Annotated in this window: 16 protein-coding genes; 9 read left to right on the top strand and 7 right to left on the bottom strand. The window is 43.0% G+C overall.

Annotation, left to right across the window (positions count from 1 at the left end; genetic code table 11):
- Positions 1-1,946, bottom strand: a 1,946-nt coding sequence (locus tag B2575_RS04365; RefSeq protein WP_414707417.1) for a carboxy terminal-processing peptidase, incomplete at its 3' end; no start/stop codon positions are given.
- Between the two features lie 532 nt (positions 1,947-2,478).
- On the opposite strand from B2575_RS04365, the gene nagZ reads away from it, so the two are divergent.
- Positions 2,479-3,564 carry a beta-N-acetylhexosaminidase gene (gene nagZ / locus B2575_RS04370; protein ID WP_250163648.1) on the top strand — a complete coding sequence of 362 codons (1,086 nt, stop codon included), beginning with the start codon at positions 2,479-2,481 and terminating at the stop codon, positions 3,562-3,564.
- A 123-nt stretch (positions 3,565-3,687) separates the two neighbouring features.
- On the opposite strand, the gene B2575_RS04375 is transcribed toward nagZ, so the two are convergent.
- Both B2575_RS04375 and B2575_RS04380 read right to left on the bottom strand, forming a co-directional pair.
- Positions 3,688-5,283: an OmpA family protein gene (locus B2575_RS04375; protein WP_296240323.1), complete on the bottom strand. Its 1,596-nt coding sequence runs from the start codon at positions 5,281-5,283 to the stop codon at positions 3,688-3,690.
- Between the two features lie 464 nt (positions 5,284-5,747).
- Positions 5,748-7,376, bottom strand: a complete 1,629-nt coding sequence (locus tag B2575_RS04380; RefSeq protein WP_296240326.1) for a hypothetical protein — start codon at positions 7,374-7,376, stop codon at positions 5,748-5,750.
- Positions 7,377-7,750: 374 nt separating this feature from the next.
- Here B2575_RS04380 and B2575_RS04385 point away from each other — a divergent pair, with 374 nt between their 5' ends.
- The 6 genes from B2575_RS04385 to B2575_RS04410 all read left to right on the top strand — a co-directional run bounded on the left by B2575_RS04385 (position 7,751) and on the right by B2575_RS04410 (position 12,953).
- Positions 7,751-8,359 (top strand): rhomboid family intramembrane serine protease, encoded by a 609-nt coding sequence (locus tag B2575_RS04385; protein WP_198329603.1) that lies wholly within the window; start codon positions 7,751-7,753, stop codon positions 8,357-8,359.
- Positions 8,360-8,516: 157 nt separating this feature from the next.
- Positions 8,517-9,482 (top strand): metallophosphoesterase, encoded by a 966-nt coding sequence (locus B2575_RS04390; RefSeq protein WP_296240329.1) that lies wholly within the window; start codon positions 8,517-8,519, stop codon positions 9,480-9,482.
- Between the two features lie 99 nt (positions 9,483-9,581).
- Positions 9,582-10,142, top strand: a complete 561-nt coding sequence (gene purE, locus B2575_RS04395; RefSeq protein WP_250163643.1) for a 5-(carboxyamino)imidazole ribonucleotide mutase — start codon at positions 9,582-9,584, stop codon at positions 10,140-10,142.
- Between the two features lie 190 nt (positions 10,143-10,332).
- Positions 10,333-11,691, top strand: a complete 1,359-nt coding sequence (locus tag B2575_RS04400; RefSeq protein ID WP_296240330.1) for a 5-(carboxyamino)imidazole ribonucleotide synthase — start codon at positions 10,333-10,335, stop codon at positions 11,689-11,691.
- On the top strand, positions 11,691-12,140 hold the full coding sequence (locus B2575_RS04405; RefSeq protein WP_250163642.1) for a YaiI/YqxD family protein: 450 nt from the start codon (positions 11,691-11,693) through the stop codon (positions 12,138-12,140). Before B2575_RS04400 ends, B2575_RS04405 begins: the two co-directional genes overlap by 1 nt.
- Before the next feature lie 174 nt (positions 12,141-12,314).
- Entirely contained in the window at positions 12,315-12,953 is a 639-nt protein-coding gene (locus tag B2575_RS04410) for an NAD(P)H-binding protein (RefSeq protein ID WP_250163641.1), read from the top strand.
- 120 nt (positions 12,954-13,073) lie between these two features.
- Here B2575_RS04410 and epmA read toward each other — a convergent pair whose 3' ends face one another.
- The 3 genes from epmA to B2575_RS04425 all read right to left on the bottom strand — a co-directional run bounded on the left by epmA (position 13,074) and on the right by B2575_RS04425 (position 16,482).
- The gene (epmA, locus tag B2575_RS04415) at positions 13,074-14,099 is read right to left on the bottom strand and encodes an EF-P lysine aminoacylase EpmA (RefSeq protein ID WP_250163640.1); all 1,026 of its coding nucleotides are present in this window, start codon (positions 14,097-14,099) and stop codon (positions 13,074-13,076) included.
- A 72-nt stretch (positions 14,100-14,171) separates the two neighbouring features.
- Complete coding sequence (locus B2575_RS04420; protein ID WP_250163942.1) at positions 14,172-15,284, bottom strand: 4-phosphoerythronate dehydrogenase; 1,113 nt, start codon at positions 15,282-15,284, stop codon at positions 14,172-14,174.
- Between the two features lie 70 nt (positions 15,285-15,354).
- The gene (locus B2575_RS04425) at positions 15,355-16,482 is read right to left on the bottom strand and encodes an AI-2E family transporter (protein ID WP_296240332.1); all 1,128 of its coding nucleotides are present in this window, start codon (positions 16,480-16,482) and stop codon (positions 15,355-15,357) included.
- Between the two features lie 807 nt (positions 16,483-17,289).
- Here B2575_RS04425 and B2575_RS04430 point away from each other — a divergent pair.
- The gene (locus tag B2575_RS04430; protein WP_296240334.1) at positions 17,290-18,981 is read left to right on the top strand and encodes an NAD+ synthase; all 1,692 of its coding nucleotides are present in this window, start codon (positions 17,290-17,292) and stop codon (positions 18,979-18,981) included.
- Between the two features lie 247 nt (positions 18,982-19,228).
- Entirely contained in the window at positions 19,229-20,503 is a 1,275-nt protein-coding gene (locus B2575_RS04435) for a hemolysin family protein (RefSeq protein ID WP_201604851.1), read from the top strand.
- A gap of 11 nt (positions 20,504-20,514) precedes the next feature.
- Here B2575_RS04435 and B2575_RS04440 read toward each other — a convergent pair whose 3' ends face one another.
- On the bottom strand, positions 20,515-21,231 hold the full coding sequence (locus tag B2575_RS04440; RefSeq protein ID WP_296240338.1) for a YggS family pyridoxal phosphate-dependent enzyme: 717 nt from the start codon (positions 21,229-21,231) through the stop codon (positions 20,515-20,517).
- Positions 21,232-21,490: the final 259 nt, after the last annotated feature.

Raw genomic sequence — 21,490 nt, forward strand, 5'->3', positions numbered from 1 at the left:
ATATCAAGTGGAATTGGTTTTTTCTCGTCTTCCATATCGCGAATGTTGTTTAGCGCTGAGAGATAAACAAACTGTGGGTTTTGCTCTTGACGAATTTTAGACTGCTGGTTAAGTGTCGCCAGCGTCGTATCAGTGAACTTACCTTCAGGCTTGTAAGGCGCCGTTTTGATGGTATCCCAAGGCAACGCTTTTTTCTGCGCACGTTCGCCAAAAGTGGCATCATCGTAGATATTGACCAACTCTACATCAGGTACCACACCTTTATTCTGTGTACTACCACCAGTGATGCGATAGAATTTGCGCTGCGTTAAAGTGGCTGAACCCAATGCCAAATTATCGAGTTGAATCTGCGCTGAACCTTTACCCGTTGTCGTACTGCCAACCACTAGACCACGACCGTAATCTTGGATAGCCGCGGCAAATATCTCACTGGCTGAGGCAGACGCTAGGTTGGTAATAACGACCACTTTGCCATCATAAAGTTGCTCACCGCCATCATCGTCACGGTAGACCTGAATGTTGCCGCGATTGTCACGGATTTGCACCATCGGTCCGCTCTTGATAAAGAAGCCAAGCATTTTTGCTACTTCATCCAATGAACCACCTGGATTATTGCGCAAATCAACCACGAGGCCATCAATATTTTCTTTATTCAACGCTTTCAATGCTTTTTCGGTATCGATACTGACGCTGCGATAATCCTCACCGTTACGGCGTGCCTGATAATTCAGATAAAAGCTTGGTATCTCAAGGACGCCGATGCGTTTTGGCGTTTTATCAATATTAGGGCGCTGTAATTCTACCACGCGCTGGGTAACCCCTGACTCTTCTTGTTGAATAATGTCACGAACCACCGTCACGTTACGGGCACTGGCATCAGGCGTATTTGGCTGACGCACTTTGATGGTCACTGACGTACCACGTTTACCACGAATCAAGCTCACAATCTCACGCGTTGACCAGCCAACCACGTCTGTCATGTTCTCGCCATCTTTGGCAATACCGATAATCAAATCGTTGGGTTTAATCTGACCAGATTTGGCTGCTGGACCACCATCAACCAAGGTCACGATGCGAGTATAATCTGGGTTTTTACGATCAGGGCGAATAGAGACGCCAATGCCTTCTAATTGCAGGCTAGATTGGATTTGTAATTCGTTGGCCTGAATCGGTGCGTAATAATTACTGTGCGGATCGTAAGTCAACATCGCCGTATTTAAGATGGTTTCCATGATTTCATCGTTTGTGAGACGCTTAAACTGCTCTTGCTGTCGCGATAAACGATTTTGTAAAATCTCGCTTGGTGTACGTTGGTCGTTGCGCACCAAATCTTGTCCACGAGTAATATCTGGATTGCTTAGGAATACTTTTTCTTTGGCTTTTTCATCTTCTTGACCCAAGGTAATACTTATCAGCTGAAACTTAAGCTGACGCGTCCAATAATCACGCTGCTCTTTTTTGGTTTTAAAATGATTGAGTTTTTCACGGTCAAGTACAATCGTATCATCACCCGTCAAATCAATATCCGTTTTTAGCATCTTGCTCGCCATCGCAAAATACTCATTTGAGCGCTTGCGATAGCGTTCAAAGACCTCTACTCCTGCAGACAAGTCGCCACGCTTGAGGCGAGCACCGAATTCATCGGCGTATTTTTTCTTAAACTCATCCACATCAGACTGCAAAAACAACGTATGGTTTGGGTCAAGGCTATCAATATACATAGACAAGATTTCGCTGCCCGTTTTGCTATCTAGCGGCTGATTTAAATAGTGGCTACGATCCAGCAATGCGGCTACTTGGCGAGTGGTGACTTTTTGTTCAGGGGTTTGTACAAAGCCTTCAGTATTGGTGTCGGCCATTGCCGTCCCGTAGCTCTGGGTGAGAATAATACCGGCGATGCCCACTGACGCTGCACTGAGTAACCACTGTGCTGGTTGTTTTTTCATCATATATACCTAGTTATTTTACGTTAATAATATTATTTGTTTTATAAAAATCAAAAGTGATTAAATCAGTCGCCGCCTATAAATGCTTTATCTTTAAGTCACGAAATATTTATCTACCACTATCAATCGAATATGTATTCAATGATACTTTCTAAAATGCTATTTTCTGAATAGTTATGGTCACTAAATGCCATTGCTGTTTGCTAATATATTGTTAAAAATCACTCAATATTATCATGCACATAGATATCCAACTGTCTCAAACTGTATAAGCAATCTTACACGCTACGCCTGCACATACCAAACTTTCTATTACATTTATTGTTCATCATTATTTGGGTCATTTATTGACGATTCAATGCCCACTCGCGAATTGATTTGAGTCTATTCATCTGCCACATTATGCTCATCTAATAATAACTGTCATAATAAAGCAGTTTTGATAATAGTGGCGCATTGCCAATTATCATCATTTATTTATTTGAAGCTGAACCGATCATATAACAAGATATAACACCATAAGGATTACGCAATGTACGGCGTTTTAATGATTGATATCGATAGTACCGCACTGACAGCAGAAGATGTCAGCTTAATCAAACAGGCACAAGTGGGCGGGGTGATTTTATTTGCCCGAAACGTTGCAGATGCGGCACAAGTACGGGCGTTGTGTGACGACATACGTTATCACAACCCAGACATATTAATCGGTGTCGACCAAGAAGGTGGACGAGTCGCACGCCTACGCAATGGCTTTACCCCACTACCTGCCATGGGCAAGCTTGGGGAGTTATTCAATCAAGAGCCTAACCATGCGCTAAGCTGTGCTTACGATTGTGGCTATCTAATGGCAACAGAAGTATTGGCCGTGGGCATTGATCTCAGTTTTGCCCCAGTACTTGACAGAGATGGCATCAGCCAAGTCATCGGAGATCGTAGCTTTCATCAAGAGCCGCAAGCGATCATTGCGCTGGCGACTCAGTTTATGCGCGGTATGAAAGCCGCTGGCATGGCAACCACAGGTAAGCATTTCCCCGGTCATGGTGCCATTGCGCCTGATTCGCATGTGGCTGAAGCCATCGACACGCGTAGCTTAGATGAGATTATGCATAGCGATATGCAGCCTTTTGCCCAAACCTTACCGTGGCTTGATGCCTTAATGCCTGCCCATGTTATTTTTTCGCAAGTCGATGATAAGCCAGCAGGTTTTTCTAAAATTTGGCTCAAGGACATCATACGGGATCAGCTAAAGTTTGATGGGGTCTTATTCTCTGATGATCTTTGTATGGCAGGTGCTCAAGCCGCGGGCGATGTCAGCGCACGTGTGAAAGCCGCGATTGAAGCGGGTTGTGATATTGCGCTGGTTTGTAATGATCGCGTCGCCGCCCATGAAGCCGCAGAGACCGCACAAGAGCTGCCTTATCCCAATCAAAACCGTATTAAAACAATGTGCGGACAGATACCAACATGGGAAGGTGATCTAGAATCAACTTGCCAACAATTTGACTATTGGCAACAGGCAAAGCAAAACGTGACTCAAACCTTTTTTAATCCTCAATCTGAGGCACAAGCGACTCGCAGCGCTACTGAATTAAAAGATCCGACCGCTTATAAGTAATCGCTTATCATTAGATACTTATCATTAGCCACCTATAAACAACAGCCTTAACAAAATAAAAAACCGCACCTTTATAAGATGTGGTTTTTTAAATTAGTAATGACTCAATCAATTTTCTGTGCATTAATTGGCTGGATCTACTGCCGTACCTTGAGTGGCATCATCACCATCAGGCAATAAGTCATCGTTATTGCTATCCAGAGGGTTTAAGTCTGGGTCAAGCGCATCATTACTAATAATCATACCATCGTTTGCACTGGCCATCTCGTCATTGACTATAAATTCAATACGGCGATTACGGAAGCGACCCTGCTCAGTTGAGTTATCAGCGATAGGTTCTGATTCACCCATGCCTTTCGTCATCAATTTACTAGCATCAACACCTTGAGATACCAAATACTCTTTCACTGCCTCAGCGCGATCACGAGACAATTCTACATTGTAAGAATCTGATGCCTGACTGTCAGTATGACCGATAATCGTCAGCTTCATATTCGGTACTTCGTTGATGATCTTAGCAGCGCGGTCAAGCAGCTCTTTATTGACATCAGGAATGACCGCCTCATCCACTTCAAAGTTGATAACCTGAATACTCAATGCACGAGCCACATCACGTGGATCTGGGTTTTTACCAAGATTGGTCATAGCAACATCCGCAGCTGCCAAACTATTATCAATCTCACCCTGCAAATCTAATGGCCCTTCGGCTTGTATGGTCATTGCAGGAACAGCCGCTTGTAAGTCAGCCACTAGCTTATCTAATGCCGCTGCATCAGGCGCATTGACAGTGATCACATCGCCTTTGATGATCATGCTCGCATTTGGTACATTTTTGACGATAGGTAAGATAGTAGCTAGCTGAGCCGCCGCTGGCATATCTACTGCAAAATTATCATCGACATCAGCACGGCATTTATTGGCTTCTTCACCAAATGCACTGGTTAACGCATTCATTACATTGGTCTGCAAGGTCTCGTCGCCCACATTCATACGGCAAGCATACAGCTCACTATTTTCACCAGTCGCAATGCGCAATGATGCAGGCTCAATATCACCTGCCACTGCCAACTGACCCTCTCCCTGCGCTGCTTGTTGGGCAGTAGCCACCGGTGTGGCGACAGGCTCAGGGTTCTCTTGGCAACCACGAAGTAAAGCCCAAGCCAATGCGCCTAAAATAATCAAGCCAATAATGGGGAGCAATGCTTTCATAAAGCTGCCTTGCTGCTCTTCTTCGCGTTGCAATGGAGCGGTGCTCACCGTATCAGAGATACGTGCGCCAGCAGCAGGCGTCGCTGCCAACATACCGACTGGCAGAACGGCGCTTGCCCACGCAGGGATATAACGCTGATAACTATCGAGATTATCATTTAAAAACTGCGGCACTGGTGTGGTACCTGCCAAGCTTTTGATTTCGTGAAAAGCCAGTGGCGCTGCCATCGCTATCAGTCCGCGCGAAGACGTTGCATCGACATTATGCTTGCCTGCCAGCTCACGAGCGATTCGATCACGTTGCGAATCATCGCTCCATACACGGTCATAAAACCCTTGGTCGTCACGAGTGATATTTTCATTTGCAAAACGATTATAAGTATCGTTATCCGCTAAGCGAGCCGCAAAAATAGCGTAGAACTGTTCAAGCAGCCCCTTTTTAGCGGGACTATGATCATCTTCCAGCACGGCTGGGCTAACGGTACGCGTCAAATGACTGATAATATCCATAATACAATTCTCCTATTAATGCCTATATTAGTATCGATTTATATAATTAAAATATTCAAAAAACGCCAGATAAAATAATGATTTGAAATAAGAACCATGACAGCTAAAACCATCTTAACCCTGTTCAATTTTCATCATTATAAAAGTATTAAGTCAGTGTTAACAATCAACAGGTTGTTGTACAAATGATACGTTAGGTAATATTTCAAGTGTCACACGTAACCAAAAACATGGCAAATAACCAATCATTAGCTCAGTGAGAACCCATAAAAGAATCAGTAAAACTTATGTATAAATGGAGAAAATACATCCTTTTTTCAGATACTTTGTGGTCTTTTACATAATTCCAACTGGGTATCAACAGAAAAAATGGCGGTATAAGCAACTTATACCGCCATCCTTACTTGATAACTTATTTCAATGGATAAATGATTAAACAATCTTTAAACACCTCTATTATCCAATCATTTATTCCTTACTTGTGCAGGTTCAGCGATGATGAGTGTGCTTGCCATATCATCTACCTCCGATTCTGAAATAGAACCTGACGGTCTGTTATTCATCGGTGTATTGTTAGGGATATTGTTAGGAATGTTACTGGGAGTATTGTTGGTATTGTTACTATAATTGTTGGGTACAGGATTAGGTACGATACGATCGCCTGTATCATCATCTGCTGCTTGGAACTCTCCAGACCCACCGTTGTTATAGTCATTAGCATACTGATTGTTGGCAGCTCCCTCATTCTCAAACTGATTATTCGTATTATTCATTGCATTGGCATCGTTATTTTCAGGCAATGGTAATGGTGCAGTACTATCGATGACCATGGCAGGTATCAAAGTACGCATATCCGTAACCAGTCGTTGCAAGAGCATACTGTCTGGCGCTTCTAACATAAGGCGATCATTCTGCAAATGTAGGCGTGCAAATGGCGTAGACCTAATCATCGTCAAGACATTGGGCAGTACTTCCTCAGGTAAATTGGCAATACTACTGGCAACTCCAGCCTGTACTGTTAATTCGCAAATACTCGCTTGCTCACCAAAGCTGGTATTGAGCGCTTGTTGCAAGGTGCTTTGTAGCGCTGCATCGCCAATGGTAGCGCTACAGGCATACAGACTACCGCTGTTATCTACGCCAACGATGAGCTCAATGGGAGTCATTACCTGCGCTACTGGTGCAGGCGTTGGTGCTACCACAACAGGCACTGTCGCAGCGGCTTCTACAGGCGGCGCGTTGTTCGGTCTAATTAATATTGCCCAAGCAGCAAGCCCTATCGCGGCAATGGCTACTATTAATAAACCCACCCGTACCAGTAAATCATTACGTTGATTGCGAGTACGCACTTTTTCTTGCTTCATACTGCTATTTTCTGCCAAATGATGCGTGGATGGATTGGCATGAATGGCACCAGTATGAGCACTAAAATGGCCATCGGTATCGCCTATCTTCATACTTTCTACATCAGTATTTCCAATATCTTTTTTATCTGCTGTATCAGCATTTTGTCTATAAGCGGCTGTCGCTGCGGCGATCGTACTGGTACCTATATGAGAATTTTGTCGTCCATCCAAAGAGGTGTCACGCACTGGTACGCTATCAATATCCGCGACGATGTGTGGGTGTGCTTCTGATGCGCTATTGACGTTTTGAGGAGCAGTAATAATAGCTGCTGACCACATCGGTAAATACTGACGCAATGCTGCCTGCTCTCCCTGCAAAAACGCTGGCAAAAACTGTCCGTTTGCCAATACTGTCAGCTCACGATAAGCCAGTGGCGCGGCATTGATGAGCAGCTGTAACGTAGCAGACTCATCAATATGATGGGTAGCAGACAGCTCTCGGATCATAAGCTGCTGTATGCTTTTATCTTGCCACAGTTGTTCGAACAGTGGACTTTCTGTGACTCTATCAACCATCCCTTGCTCGGCGCGGATAAATTGTGCATACACTTGCGGCAAGGCGAGACGCGATGCCAAGATGGCATAAAACTGCTCCAATAAGCTGATGTAAGCCACACTATCCTGACTATTGCGCTCACCTATGACAGCTGGCGTTACGGTCTTTTCTAATTGGTCGATAATACTCATAGATTACTGCCTCTTTCGGCCTTTATTTTAAATTTACCAACGCATGAAACGTTTATTTTACTTGTCGTTAGCATCTGCATTCTTAGATACCGCTCTCATTTAACCCGCCATTACCGTCAAGATACGAAGCATTACTCAATTTGCCTGACAGCCTGCTATATTATTCACTATAAAAGCATATAAATGCACTATTTTGTCACATAATAAGTTTTTGCATTGTCATAACTACTGTTAGTATTACTTTATTATAAATAGCTCATGCTTAATAATTGCTTGTCAGTCCTATTTAGTTTGCACTCAGCCATAATGCGTAGGCTTTGAACATTGTTATTCATCACCTTGTCACATATCAGGCGCAGCCTAAGGATTTTCCTTTGTTCAATCATACGACCCTTATTATTATTATCACGGTTATTGTCAGCTTAGTGGCATGGCAAAACAAAACAGTATTTAATCGGCTTATTTTTTATCCGCCAGCGGTAAATAATGGGCAGTGGGACCGTTTTGTCACGCATGGCTTTATTCATGCCGATAGCATGCACCTGCTCTTTAATATGTTTACTTTATACTTTTTTGGTCGTGCTATTGAAGGACTGTATCAGCCGTTCTTATTTGGTTATGGTTTTGTGGTCTTTTACGTATTGGCCATTATCATTGCGATGATTCCAAGCTACCTCAAGAATAAAAATAATGCGAGCTATTTAAGCCTTGGCGCGTCAGGCGGTGTATCAGCCGTATTGTTTGCTTTTATTTTGCTGGCACCGTGGGAAAAAATCTACCTATTCGCGATTATTCCTATACCTGCGATATTATTCGCCGTCGCTTATATCGCTTATAGTATCTATGCAGACAAACGGGGCGGCTCTAATATCAATCATATGGCGCATATGTGGGGCGGCGCGTTTGGGGTTATTGCCACGATTATTTTAGAACCGCAAGTCCTACCGCATTTTATCAATGCGCTATTATCACCTGGGCTTTAAATTTAGTAATGAAGTTTATTAATGAAGCTCAATGATAAAAATTGAAATGAGCACTTGGGTTATGATGACAGTTTAAGTAATTAAGCGATGATTAACGTCGCGTTATGTTTTGCACAAACTTATACTCAACAAACTATTTAAGAATTTGATAATTATTATGATGATAGATGTTATCGGTGATATTCATGGCTACGCAGACAAGTTAATTGGCTTATTAGAGCAGCTAGGTTACGTTCATAATGGCACGTACTTTGTACCGCCAGCAGGGCATCGGGTGTTATTTATCGGCGACTTGATTGACCGAGGACCACAGCAATTGGCTACCTTAGAGATTGTTTTTGCCATGTTAGATGCTAACGTGGCAGATGCGATAATGGGTAATCATGAATATAATGCCCTCGCCTTTGCCACACTTGACCCTGATAACTCCAGCCAATATCTGCGCTCGCACAATGACATACATATACGCCAACATGCGGCATTTTTAGCCGAAATAGCTTTTGGCTCAGAGCGTCATCAATATTGGCTTAATCGGTTATATGAGCTGCCTTTATGGATTGAAACAGACGACGCTTGTTTTGTTCATGCCTGCTGGGATGTCGATAGTATGGCGGTATTGCAGCCGCTATTGACTGACGATAACTGTTTAACGCCGCACGGGCTAGTCGCCACTGCCAAAGAAAATACGGCGCCATTTGACGCGCTAGAGCGGGTGTTAAAAGGTGTAGAAACAGCATTACCTGACGGCATGGTCATGGTCGATAAAGAAGGCACTGAGCGCAAGCGTGTGCGAGTATGCTGGTGGCTTGACGGGCTGAATAAACGCCGTCTTTATGAGGTGGCGCGTGCGCCTGCATCAGCATTGGCGCAGATTCCAAAAGAGGTGTTGGCTGAAAATATTGATTTCGCCCTGAAAACGGATAAAGCGGTATTTGTCGGTCATTATTGGTTAACTGGCACGCCTGAGCCACTGAGTTCACAAGTTGCCTGTACTGATTATTCAGCGGCGGTAGACAGCGGATATCTGACTTGTTATCAGCTCAATACTGAGCAACCATTGCCACTAAAAGCCAGTAACTTTCTCCAATATCGCCATGATAAAACGGTAAACCCCAATCCATAAAATTGGTACTATTGCCCCCGCTTTCTTATTAAAAATCAAACTTGGCTTTACGAAGGCAACAAAACTTTTGTATGATGGTCTTTTTGAGGATATCAAAGCATGAGCACCACAACAGCTACTGTTAACACGATGGATCAAAACAGCCCTATCTCCTCCCCTGCTGGTCAGCCGAAAGTTGGCATTATTATGGGATCACAATCTGATTGGGCAACTATGAGTGCGGCAGCGCAATTGCTCGCAGACTTTGATATCGCTTTTGATTGTGAAGTGGTTTCAGCACACCGTACCCCTGATAGATTGTTTGACTATGCAAAAAGCGCAAAAGATAACGGTCTACAAGTTATCATCGCTGGTGCTGGTGGTGCTGCTCATCTGCCTGGCATGTGTGCCAGTCAAACGCCGTTACCTGTGTTTGGTGTTCCTGTAAAATCTTCTATGCTCAGCGGTTGGGATAGTCTCTTGTCTATCGTACAGATGCCTAAAGGCGTCGCAGTTGGCACATTAGCGATTGGCTCAGCAGGCGCTTACAATGCTGCCCTGCTTGCGATTCAAGTGTTAGCGCTGCATGATGAGACCATTGCGGCTAAGCTGGACAATCTGCGCCAAATGCAAACTGATACTATCCTTGCTAGCCCAACGCCCGGCATTATCCATAGCTAATTACCTGTCTTTGATAGCGGTTCTTGAATCCCTTTATTGAGACATAGCGGCTATTTACTTGATATTTATTTTTAGATGGGTTTTACTTAATACAAGGTGCATGTAATGCACCTTTTCCTATTTTAATAGATGACTTTTTACCTTTTATTACACCCAAAATATTATTCATTTTTAACTCAAAGAGCCTGCCATGACTACAGCGAACGCTTACCCTGTTACCCAAACCATTCGTACCATCGGTATTTTAGGCGGTGGTCAGCTTGGTATGATGCTTGCCGAAGCAGCGATGCCACTTGGCTACCAATGTGTGTTTTTAGAAGACAGCGCTGACTGCCCTGCTAGCCTATACGGTCGCGTCTTTCATAGCGATCAATTGGAAGACTTCATCGCAGCAGCAGATGTTTTCACCTTAGAGTTTGAAAACACACCGACGGCGACAGTTGAACAGCTGACTGATCTGTCAAAATCAGGTAACAAACAAGGTATGTTTCCGCCATTGATTGCGCTTGATATCGCTCAAGACCGCTTGAAAGAAAAGCAAATGTTCAATTCACTTGATATTGCTACCGTGCCCTTTATGGCTGTCAACTCTGAAGCGGATTTGCAGCAAGCCTGTCATGAATTAGGACTGCCTATCGTCCTAAAAACCAGCCGTGGCGGTTATGATGGCAAAGGTCAGTTCGTGATTAGACAAGACAGTGATATCAAGGCGGCATGGCAAAATCTTAAAGATGCAGTTACGGGTAAGGGCTCACTAACGCCAACGCCTGCACCTTTGATTGCAGAAGGTTTTATTAACTTTAGCCGCGAGCTTTCTATTATCGCCGCACGCGCACAAAATGGTCAGGTTCGTTGCTACGATTTGGTCGAAAACCATCATCATAATGGTATTTTAGCCAAGACCCAAGCGCCTGCCGTTGGCACCAGTCATTTATTCAAACAAGCAACCGATGCCATCACCAAGATCATGAACCACTTAGACTATGTTGGTGTGATGGCACTTGAGCTCTTTGTGACCAAAGATGCGCGTGGCCATGACATGCTACTCGCTAATGAAATTGCGCCGCGTGTGCATAATTCAGGACATTGGAGCATTGAAGGCGCTGTCACTAGCCAGTTCGAAAACCACATCCGCGCCGTCGTCAATCTGCCATTAGGTGATACCGACAACGTGCATCCAGCGATTATGCTCAATGTCTTGGAACAATATCCAGATATCAGCGACGTACTAAATATCGATGGCGCACACTATCATAGCTACCACAAAGCAGAACGCGATGACCGCAAAATTGCGCATATTACCTTGATGCCCAATGATGTTGCCGACTTAGAACCTGCTTTGGCCAAGCTCGTCGCGACGCTACCCAATAAAATGGGACTTGAGAAAAAACCATCTGCGATTGATAGCCAGCCAAAAGCGGCAGATAGTCTAATCACTACTGACAATAACAATGACAATATTTTAGAGAGTATAGAAGTCAATATCGATGACAGCCAAACAACTCAGGCTATCGACGCTACGGCAAAAACAGAAAAGGTTAAGAAATAATGCAGATTTGGGTAGATGCCGATTCGGTACCATTGATTGCCAAAGATTTGATTATCAAAACCGCTGAACGCACACAAACCATGGCAATATTCGTCGCCAATCAGCCGATCAAACTGCGTAAGTCACCACTGCTTGTCATGACAGTGGTGCCATCAGGGTTTGATAAAGCCGATGATTATATCGTTGAGAAAATACAGCCAGGCGATCTGGCTATTACTAGCGACATTCCTTTGGCTAATGATATTTTGGACAAAGGTGGTATGGTCTTGACCTCTCGCGGAATGATCTATGACAAAAATAATATCAAGCAAAAGCTCAATATGCGTGATTTTATGGATACCATGCGCGGTACTGGCGTGCTCGAGCTACAAGAAATGAGTGGTCAAAAATCTTATGGCGATCGTGATAAAAAAGCTTTTGCTGATGGATTAAACAAGTTGGTACGCTAGTTTTCACCCGCTTTGTCTTTGATTTTTTGATCTTATCCACTTTGCAAACTGTATACACGCCATAACCAAACACTATGCAATCGGCACGCTTCATAACGAAGTGTGCCTTTTTTTCTTGATACGCTATAGTCAGTTTTTATAACAACGATAACGTACATAAGAATAGGAATGACAATGAAAATTTTAGTAATTGGGGCAAGTGGTCGAGTGGGAACGGATTTAGTTAAGCAATTATTAGTGGATAACCATCAAGTTGTTGGCACGACACGCCAAGAAGAAAAACTGTTTACCGATGACAATTATAGCCAACTCGATTTAGATATCACTGCCGAAAAAGAGGCTATACAAAAGCAAATTGATCAAGACATTGACGCTGTCTATTTCGTTGCAGGGTCTGGCGGTAAAGACGTCTTAGAAGTGGATTTACATGGGGCGGTCAAAACCATGCAAGCCGCAGAGGACAAAGGCATTAAGCGCTATATTATGCTTAGCACCGTCTTTTCGTTAGACACCAGTAAATGGGACAATGCTGGTATTGCTGACCTAAAAGAATACTATATTTGCAAACACTATGCGGATCAGTGGTTGATTAATAACAGTAGCCTTAACTACACTATCGTTCAAGCAGGGGCACTAAAAGAGCGCGAAGCAACTGGTAAAATCACTGTCAACGTTGATAATGCTGGTGAAAACTCAATTGCCGATGTGGCGACTACTTTGGCAGCCGTCTTAAATGCCAATAATACCATCAAGAAAGTGTTTAGTATGCATAACGGTGAGACTGCGATTGATGAAGCGATTGCAAAATTATAAGAATCAACTTTACAGCGATTAAAACGAAAAAAGCGAGTAAGCCTAATGGGTTACTCGCTTTTTTCTAATAGGCTTGTCAAATAAATAAGTGGCAACTATATTAAGTCTCTCAATAATCGACTAGGCCAAACCGCTTGGAAAAGAAATCACATCTTCTAAGCTATTCGCGCCTGTGATTACCATAAGTAATCTATCGATACCAACGGCGATACCGCTACAGGGTATTAAAGCATCAGACGCTGCTAATAAATGCTCATCGATTGGCATTTGTGGTAGGTTATGACGCTTACGCAGTTGATTGTCTCGCTCAAACCGTTCTCTTAACGCTTGTCCATCTGCTAGCTCATCATAAGCGTTGGCAATCTCGATGCCATTGATATACAGCTCGAAACGTTTAGCGACTGTATTGCCCTCTTTATCAACCGCTGTTTTTGCCAGTGCCGCCGTGGCAGGTGGATATTCTATAATCAAGGTCGGTAAGTCGTGACCCAAGTTTGGCTCGACCGCATGACTAAACAGCAAATCCAGCCAGCTTTGACGAATATCTGCTTCGCCATCTTCTGTGTTATCCAAATCACTATTGAAATCAAAACCTGTCAAACCCTTATCTTCTGCTACTGCTTGCAGGGCATCAAGGCTAGCTGTCAGCGGATGTATGCCGACAAAATCCATAAACGCATCAACATAGCGGTAATGACTCATCACCACTGAATGCCCATAAAGCGCCGCTAATAATTCACCTAATTCAGCCGCCATATCATCCAGACTATAATTCGGCTGATACCACTCAAGCATGGTAAATTCGATATTATGGCGTACGCCTATTTCATTATCTCGAAATACGGAGCAAATTTGATATATAGGCACTTGCCAGCTGGCAAGTAAACGCTTCATGGCAAACTCAGGTGAAGTATGCAGATAATAAGTACAAGGTTTATCTTGATACGTCACTTGCGCGGCGACTGATTGTAAGAAAGTATCAGTATTGCCAGCCTGCGATAGTAGCGGTGTTTGCACTTCAAGCACTTGATGCGTGGCGAAAAACTGACGAACGGTGCTCATCAATTGCGCACGCTGCTGAGCCATTGCCAATGTCATGGTCGGCGCATAGCTGGGTTTTGAAGAAGAATTACTTGCTTGGGTCATTATTATTTACTGCAATTTAAGGATAAGAATAAGTTCTCAGATGCTACTTTAGGGTTGAAGGCTGCCTAACTTTTACCACTGCCATTCGCGGCGTAAGTGATAATCTCGGCGTAACTGATCAAAGTCAGCACCCTTTATTTGACCGTCAGCCAGCTTGCTTCTTAGTGCAGCATCATCGTGCATGATATCGTAAAACTTCTGTAATCTGTCTGGATGTGCTTTTAGCTCAGACCAGAGGTAAGTATTGAGCGGCAGTAAACTATGCATGGACTGAACAGGTGCCACTGCCAATTTTTCACAGAGCGCGTCATAGATAATTTGCGTACCACGCAGCTTACCTTCGACCGTATAGCCTGCGATATGAGGAGTGGCGATAGCCAGTTTGGACAATAAACTCTCAGAAATCTCTGGTTCAAATTCAAACACATCGAGCACTACTTGGCGATCTGTGCGCTCAATATCTGCTTCTAAATCACGCGCATTAATGACTGATCCGCGCGCGCTGTTAATCAGCAAAGTATGCGCAGGCATCACTGCCAGCGTAGTTGCGTCAATCAAATGCTTTGTTGGATAATCACTGCCACTAGGGTTTGTAGTATCTTTTTTATCGGTTAAAGGCACATGTAAGCTCACTACATCGCTTTGGCTAAGCACTTGCTCAAGGCTGGCATTATTCGTATTTGATGCAGGCAGTAATGGATCATAGCCTAGTACTTGCCAGCCTAAATCATTGGCATACTGAGCGAGCGTACTACCAATATTACCAAGTCCGATGATGCCCAATGTTAATGGCTTCGTGGATTGCTGCCAATAGTGCGGACGCAACGTCAAAATCGCCGTCAAGACATACTGCGCAACAGAATGCTTGCTACATCCAGCCGCATTGGCGAAAGTGATATTTCGCGCCGCTAAATAGTCTTGATCGACATGATCGGTACCGATAGTCGCCGAACCGACAAATTTTACGCTGTTATTATTGGCTAGCAATGCCTCGCCTACTGGCGTCACCGAGCGTATCAACAGCACATCAGGTTGTAATTCTGCGAGCAACTGCGCATTGATATCGCGTCCAGCGACGGTGATTATATTGACCGTCTGCTCAGATACCTGTCCAAGCATCGAAGCATTAAAAAACGCATCCAAGCTCGCGATATTGCTATCGGCCACGATAGTAATGCTGTCAATAGAATTCGCTCTATTTTGCATAGCGTTTGCAGTATCCTTATTTAACATGACTATGTGCCTCTACGTGCCTCTACTCTGATTCATTGACTGGTGGCAACGTTTGGTTATCAGACAACACCAAATCCTGCGGAGCAAATATCTCATTTTTATGCTGCGATATCCATTCTCGCCATACCGCCAATCCGATGGCTAGCACCACAGGACCGATAAACAAACCAACAAAGCCAAAAGCCGTTAGACCACCCAATACACCAATAAAAATAATAATAAAAGGGATTTTGGTCGCGCCACTAATCACAATAGGACGGATGAGATTGTCAACCCAGCTGATAACCAAAGTGCCCCATAGTGCCAAGCCAATCCCTTCTACAGTATGACCTTGGCTTAACAACCAAATGGATACACCACCCCAGACAAATGGCGTGCCAAACGGAATCAGGGCGATAATAAAGGTTACGATAGTGAGTAAGATAGGACTTGGTGCACCAGCGAAGTAGTAACCCACACCTGCGAGCAGTGCTTGTGCCAATGCCGTCAAACCAATGCCATAAACCACCGCACGCGTGGTCGTACCCACAGAATCAATATAGCCATCGATGCGATTACCAATGATATTACGCAGTGCTTGGCGAATTTGACGCACCAAACTGGTACCATCACGATAAAAGAAAAACAACGTCATCAGCGCCATACCTAACTTGGCAAGACCGCTAAACACCACATCAAATGCTACTTTGCCATAATATAAATGTGACTGTACCCAAATACGAAACGCCTCTAACGTCCCTTCTGGGTTTTTATTGATTCTCCACAGCACATCTTTCACTTGCTGACCGATGATAGGCATATCTTTGATAGAATCAGGCACATCTAAATAGCCCACTTTTATACGATAAATCAAGTTACTGATTAGGCTCAAGGCTTCTTGCTGTAGAATAAAAATACCGATAACCAGTGGCACACCTATCATTAAGGAGATACTCACCGTCATAATAGCAGCGCTAAAATTAGGACTCAGCTTTACTTTTTCGTAAAAAAAGTTATAAATAGGAAAGGTAACATACGCTAAAATCGCCGCCCATAATGCGGGTACAATAAAAAACTGTACCACTTGAAAACACAGTACGAACAGCACCACCAACAGAGTAATAGCCAATAAGCGCTGAATAATAAATTCTTTTGTCCAATTTTCAATCATAGCGTATAAACCAAGAGCAGACAGCGAAGATCTATCGCGACCTTGCTGGCAAGTTTATAAATGTGTGATGAATATCAACTCACAGACGGTGCCCATAAAAAGACCCTGTCCATTAGCGGTATTCATTAGCGAGGGGTGTAAACAATCAGTGCCAGCAAACCTGCTTTGAGAGCATCAAATCGTAGCATACCGTAACATACTTACGGACGATAGTTTTGACTAACACAAGATAAATATTAAGCGATTATCACGGCTTATTATGCCGTAAAATACGACAAGGATATAACGATATGTTGTAATCTTTACTTACAACTTTCTCTGCATAAGCTTACTAGATGATGACATTAATAGATAGAAGTTGACACATAGATTTAACATGTAAAAACAATGCACTAAAAGGATATTTTACATTCATACTGTAAACTGACCTATTGAAAGGTAATTCACTGGCGCGTTCTATTTGCAACGATAATTGATGCTATACTAAAGCAATTATTTTAAGCTTTTTAATAGCATTAAATTCGTTTGTTCTTATTTATTTGGATCATTCTACATATATAACATTTTTCAGACGATGCGCTACAGCCCTCTTTTATCGTCCTTCTATAGACTATCATAAGATCAAACCTGTAGAGGGGCGTTACAACGTTGGATACTGTGCGTAAGCAAGCTCATCATCTCGGTTCACTATTAGAATTCGATATGACAGAGTGCTATTTTGAGTGAATTTCGGACTTACTTTGATTTTATTTTAAATCAACAACGACCCAACAAATTTTAAACCATATATCGATAGGAACAATAACAATGTCAAAAGACAATGATAATCCCAATATAACTCCCTCAACTGAGGTCAGTAAGACCAATAAAACCCAAGAAACCGTTACTTTTGCATTGGCTCAGTCGCATTTCTTGGTTGGTGATATTACTGCCAATGCGGAAAAAATGCGTGCACTCGCATTGCAAGCTCGCGAGCAAGGTGCGGATGTCATTATTTTCCCAGAACTTGCTTTATTAGGTTACCCACCGCAAGATTTATTACTACGCCCAAGCTTATCTGGTCGCATCAAAAGCGCCTTGTCTACTTTAAGTGATATCGATGACATCGTGATGATTGTCGGTTATCCACATGTCGACCATCATGGTACTTTCAACTCTGCTGCTATCTTGCATAATGGTCATCAAAAAGGCTTTTATCATAAGCAAATCTTGCCAAATTATGGCGTATTTGATGAGCGTCGTTATTTTGATAAAGGTCGTAACCAAGTTTTATTTGACTATAAAGGCATCACAATCGGTCTGCTCATCTGTGAAGACTTGTGGGAAAAAGGCCCTATTGCCGAGCTTAAAAAGCAAGGTGCCGATCTAATTATTAGCTTGAACGCCTCACCTTTTGAGATCGAAAAACAAGACAATCGTAAAACGATGCTGGCTAAGCGTAGCCGTGAAAATAATTTGCCTATCGTCTATGTCAATGCCGTTGGTGGTCAAGACGACTTGGTATTTGACGGTGGTTCTATGGCAGTGCAAGCTGATGGTAGCGTTGCGCATGAAGCACCACGTTTTATGAATCAGTTACTTCTTGCCACTTTAGACGTCAAAACTGCTAAGTTTAATAGTCAAACTAAAGCGCCATTAACACTGAGCCGTGAGTCAGAGATGTATCAAGCACTGGTCGTTGGCCTGCGTGATTATGTTAACCATTCAGGATTCACTGGCATTATCCTCGGTCTATCAGGTGGTATTGATTCTGCCTTAACGCTATGTATCGCTGTTGATGCTTTGGGTGCTGACAAGGTATATGCGGTGATGATGCCTTATGAATATACTTCTCAAATTAGTCTAGAAGATGCTCAAGCACAGGCTCGCCGCTTAAATGTTTCTTATACGGTTTGTCCTATTTTTGATGCGGTTGAAGGCATCCGTCATACCTTAGCCCCACTATTTAACAAATCGCCAGCAGACACCACTGAAGAAAATATCCAAGCGCGTGCGCGCGGTGTGGTACTGATGGCGCTGTCCAATAAGTTTGGGCACTTAGTCATCACCACTGGTAATAAGTCTGAGTTAGCAGTCGGCTATTCGACATTATATGGTGATATGGCAGGCGGCTTTGATGTGTTAAAAGACGTTTATAAGTCGCAGGTTTATAAATTGGCCAGCTATCGCAACCGCTTGGAAGACACCCCAGTCATCCCTGAGCGTGTCATCACTCGCCCGCCATCTGCTGAGTTACGCCCAGACCAAAAAGACCAAGACAGCTTGCCTGACTATGATGTATTAGATGGCATCTTAATGTCATACATCGATGAAGACATGGGCTATCAAGACATCATTAATAAAGGGTTTGACGCTGAACTGGTCGCAAAAATCATCCAGATGGTAGACAATAGCGAATATAAGCGTTTACAAGCGCCAATCGGTACCAAAATTAGCCATAAAGCCTTTGGACGTGAACGCCGTTATCCATTAGTGAATAAATGGTCAGTAAAAGGCTAAATTAGATTAGCCATTGTTGCTTGCCCTACTTTTATTATGTAGAACGCGAGCAACATGGCTAATTCAATACTTTTATAAAAAATCAAGTTTATTATAATTAGCTGGGTGCTTACCCAGCTTTTTTAGTTTCTATAAACCGATTTTTAATGCCAAGCTGTTATAAACAACACTTTCTTTTTTGTACTTCTAACCCATTCATTCTTTAATTTCAATTATTTTAATCCCTATATTTTTTACCGAGTATGTCATGAGTTTGCTAACCGCTAGTATCTTTCTTCTTTTATTGCTTGCCCTAAGTGCCTTTGTATCTGCTGCCGAAATTGCCATCGCTGCTGGTCGCAAAATTAAGCTACAAATCATGGCAAAAGAAGGGGATGTCCGCGCATTTGACGTCCTTAAAATGCAAGAGCACCCTGGCAGTTTTATTACTGTCGTACAAGTGGTTTTGAATGCCGTCGCTATCTCGGCTGGTGCGGTAGGTGAGTCAGCTATTAGCCCTTATCTAGAGCTTTTGGTGAAGAATGAAGCAGTGTCATCCGTCATATCATTTGTGCTGATCACCAGCTTGTTTTCTCTGCTCGCTGATTTAATGCCCAGACGATTGGCGATGTCGAACACTGAAGCTATCGCTGTACGTCTCGTACGACCAATGATGCTATTGATTTTTATATTCAAACCCGTGATTTGGATATTTGATGGTGCAGCAAATGTCATTTTTGAATTACTGGGTATTTCAACCATACGACAAGACGATATGACGCCAGAAGATATTTATGCTGTCATGGATGCTGGTGCTGAAGCTGGTGTGCTCAAAAAACAAGAACATCATCTGATAGAAAATATCTTTGATATGCAAGAGCGCACCGTAACGTCGGTGATGAATCCACGTGAGAATATTGTTTATTTTGATACCAAAACGAGCACTGAAAAAGTCGTTGAAGTGATGATTGAACAACCACATAACAAGTTTTTGGTCTGTCAGGAAGATGATCTAGAGCACATTATTGGTTATGTAGAGTCGCGCAGCTTTTTGGCATTGGTTCTTAACCAGCAAGAGGTCAGCTTAACTGACAAAGCCCTACTAAAACCTGCACTCTTCGTTCCTGACACTTTGTCCTTGTTTGAAGTGTTAGAGATGTTTAAATCTACAGGCGCTGACTTTGCCGTCATCGTGAATGAGTATGGATTGGTAGTGGGTGTCATTACTCTTAAAGATGTGATGAGTATCGTCATGGGGGAGCTTGTCACCTTGGAGGAGCAGCCCATTGTTCAACGTACTGACAACTCGTGGCTAATCGATGGCATGACTCCTATCGAAGACGTCGTACGCGCTTTAGATATCGTTAATCTGCCACGCAGTCAGAACTATGAAACTATTAGTGGCTTTATGATGTACATGCTACGCAAGATTCCAAAGAAAACCGATACTATCGAATATGCCAATTATCGATTTGAAATTATCGCAACGGACAATCTCAAAATCACTCAGATGCTGGTGACCAGAATGGATGAGACTGTCTGATAAATAAAAATTTAAGCTCGTGCGCCAAATATGGCGCTACCAACGCGCACCATTGTCGAACCACTGGCTATCGCCTCTGTCATATCACCGCTCATGCCCATGCTCAGTGTATCCCAAGCATCTAGCTCTGCATGAGTCTCTTTAATCTCATCAAATAACTGCTTGGTACGGGTAAAAGCATCCGTACCTCCCTTAGCAGGAATAATCATCAAACCACGCAGCTGTAACCTGTCATACCCCTTGATAGCAGTTATCAAATCAGGTAGCTGTGCTGGCAGGCAGCCTGATTTGCTTTTTTCGTTATCGATATTCAACTGAATCAATACATTCAGTGGGGGTAGCTCAGCTGGGCGCTGGTCGTTTAGACGCTGAGCAATAATGTCACGCTCAAGCGTTTGTACCCAATCGAAATGCTCAGCAATATCGCGGGTCTTATTGCGCTGGATACTACCAATATAATGCCAAACAATGCCTTTAGTTTCTGGCTGTCGTTTTAGCGTATCGATTTTTTCGATGGCTTCTTGCAAATAATTTTCACCAAAGTGCTGCTGTCCTTGCTGAGCCAAAGTAGCAATCATATCAGCTGGTTTGGTCTTAGAAACTGCCAGCAACGTCACACTATCTGCTTGTCGTGCCGCATGCTCACACGCTTGAGTCATTTGCTTGCTCACTTGCTGCCAGCTCGCAATAAGATTTTGGCTATCAATGTTATTTTCTATTTCTTTCATATATTACTCACGAGAATAATTTAATCCATTTTTTAATCAGTCACTTTTAATGACTTATATTTTTAATGACTTATATAATTAACTTTTATTAGCTATGGTTAAACTTTTTATAAATGTCTTCTAATATAGAAAAACTCAATAAGCATCAATCTATAAATAAATCGGCACTCATAATGACTAATTTTACATTTTATTGTTGTAGTAGATGGTTAATTGTCGGTAGTCTTGTTATTATATTGTTACATGGTTTAACATATGC

This window comes from Psychrobacter sp. UBA6739 (assembly GCF_002453835.1).
GTDB lineage: Bacteria > Pseudomonadota > Gammaproteobacteria > Pseudomonadales > Moraxellaceae > Psychrobacter > Psychrobacter immobilis_A.

Coding starts and splice junctions, on each gene's coding strand:
- B2575_RS04430 (WP_296240334.1), top strand. CDS start 17,290: ATGTCAAAAGACAATGATAATCCCAATATAACTCCCTCAACTGAGGTC.
- B2575_RS04425 (WP_296240332.1), bottom strand. CDS start 16,482: ATGATTGAAAATTGGACAAAAGAATTTATTATTCAGCGCTTATTGGCT.
- B2575_RS04380 (WP_296240326.1), bottom strand. CDS start 7,376: ATGAGTATTATCGACCAATTAGAAAAGACCGTAACGCCAGCTGTCATA.
- B2575_RS04390 (WP_296240329.1), top strand. CDS start 8,517: ATGATGATAGATGTTATCGGTGATATTCATGGCTACGCAGACAAGTTA.
- B2575_RS04410 (WP_250163641.1), top strand. CDS start 12,315: ATGAAAATTTTAGTAATTGGGGCAAGTGGTCGAGTGGGAACGGATTTA.
- epmA (WP_250163640.1), bottom strand. CDS start 14,099: ATGACCCAAGCAAGTAATTCTTCTTCAAAACCCAGCTATGCGCCGACC.
- B2575_RS04440 (WP_296240338.1), bottom strand. CDS start 21,231: ATGAAAGAAATAGAAAATAACATTGATAGCCAAAATCTTATTGCGAGC.
- B2575_RS04375 (WP_296240323.1), bottom strand. CDS start 5,283: ATGGATATTATCAGTCATTTGACGCGTACCGTTAGCCCAGCCGTGCTG.
- B2575_RS04405 (WP_250163642.1), top strand. CDS start 11,691: ATGCAGATTTGGGTAGATGCCGATTCGGTACCATTGATTGCCAAAGAT.
- B2575_RS04435 (WP_201604851.1), top strand. CDS start 19,229: ATGAGTTTGCTAACCGCTAGTATCTTTCTTCTTTTATTGCTTGCCCTA.
- B2575_RS04400 (WP_296240330.1), top strand. CDS start 10,333: ATGACTACAGCGAACGCTTACCCTGTTACCCAAACCATTCGTACCATC.
- purE (WP_250163643.1), top strand. CDS start 9,582: ATGAGCACCACAACAGCTACTGTTAACACGATGGATCAAAACAGCCCT.
- nagZ (WP_250163648.1), top strand. CDS start 2,479: ATGTACGGCGTTTTAATGATTGATATCGATAGTACCGCACTGACAGCA.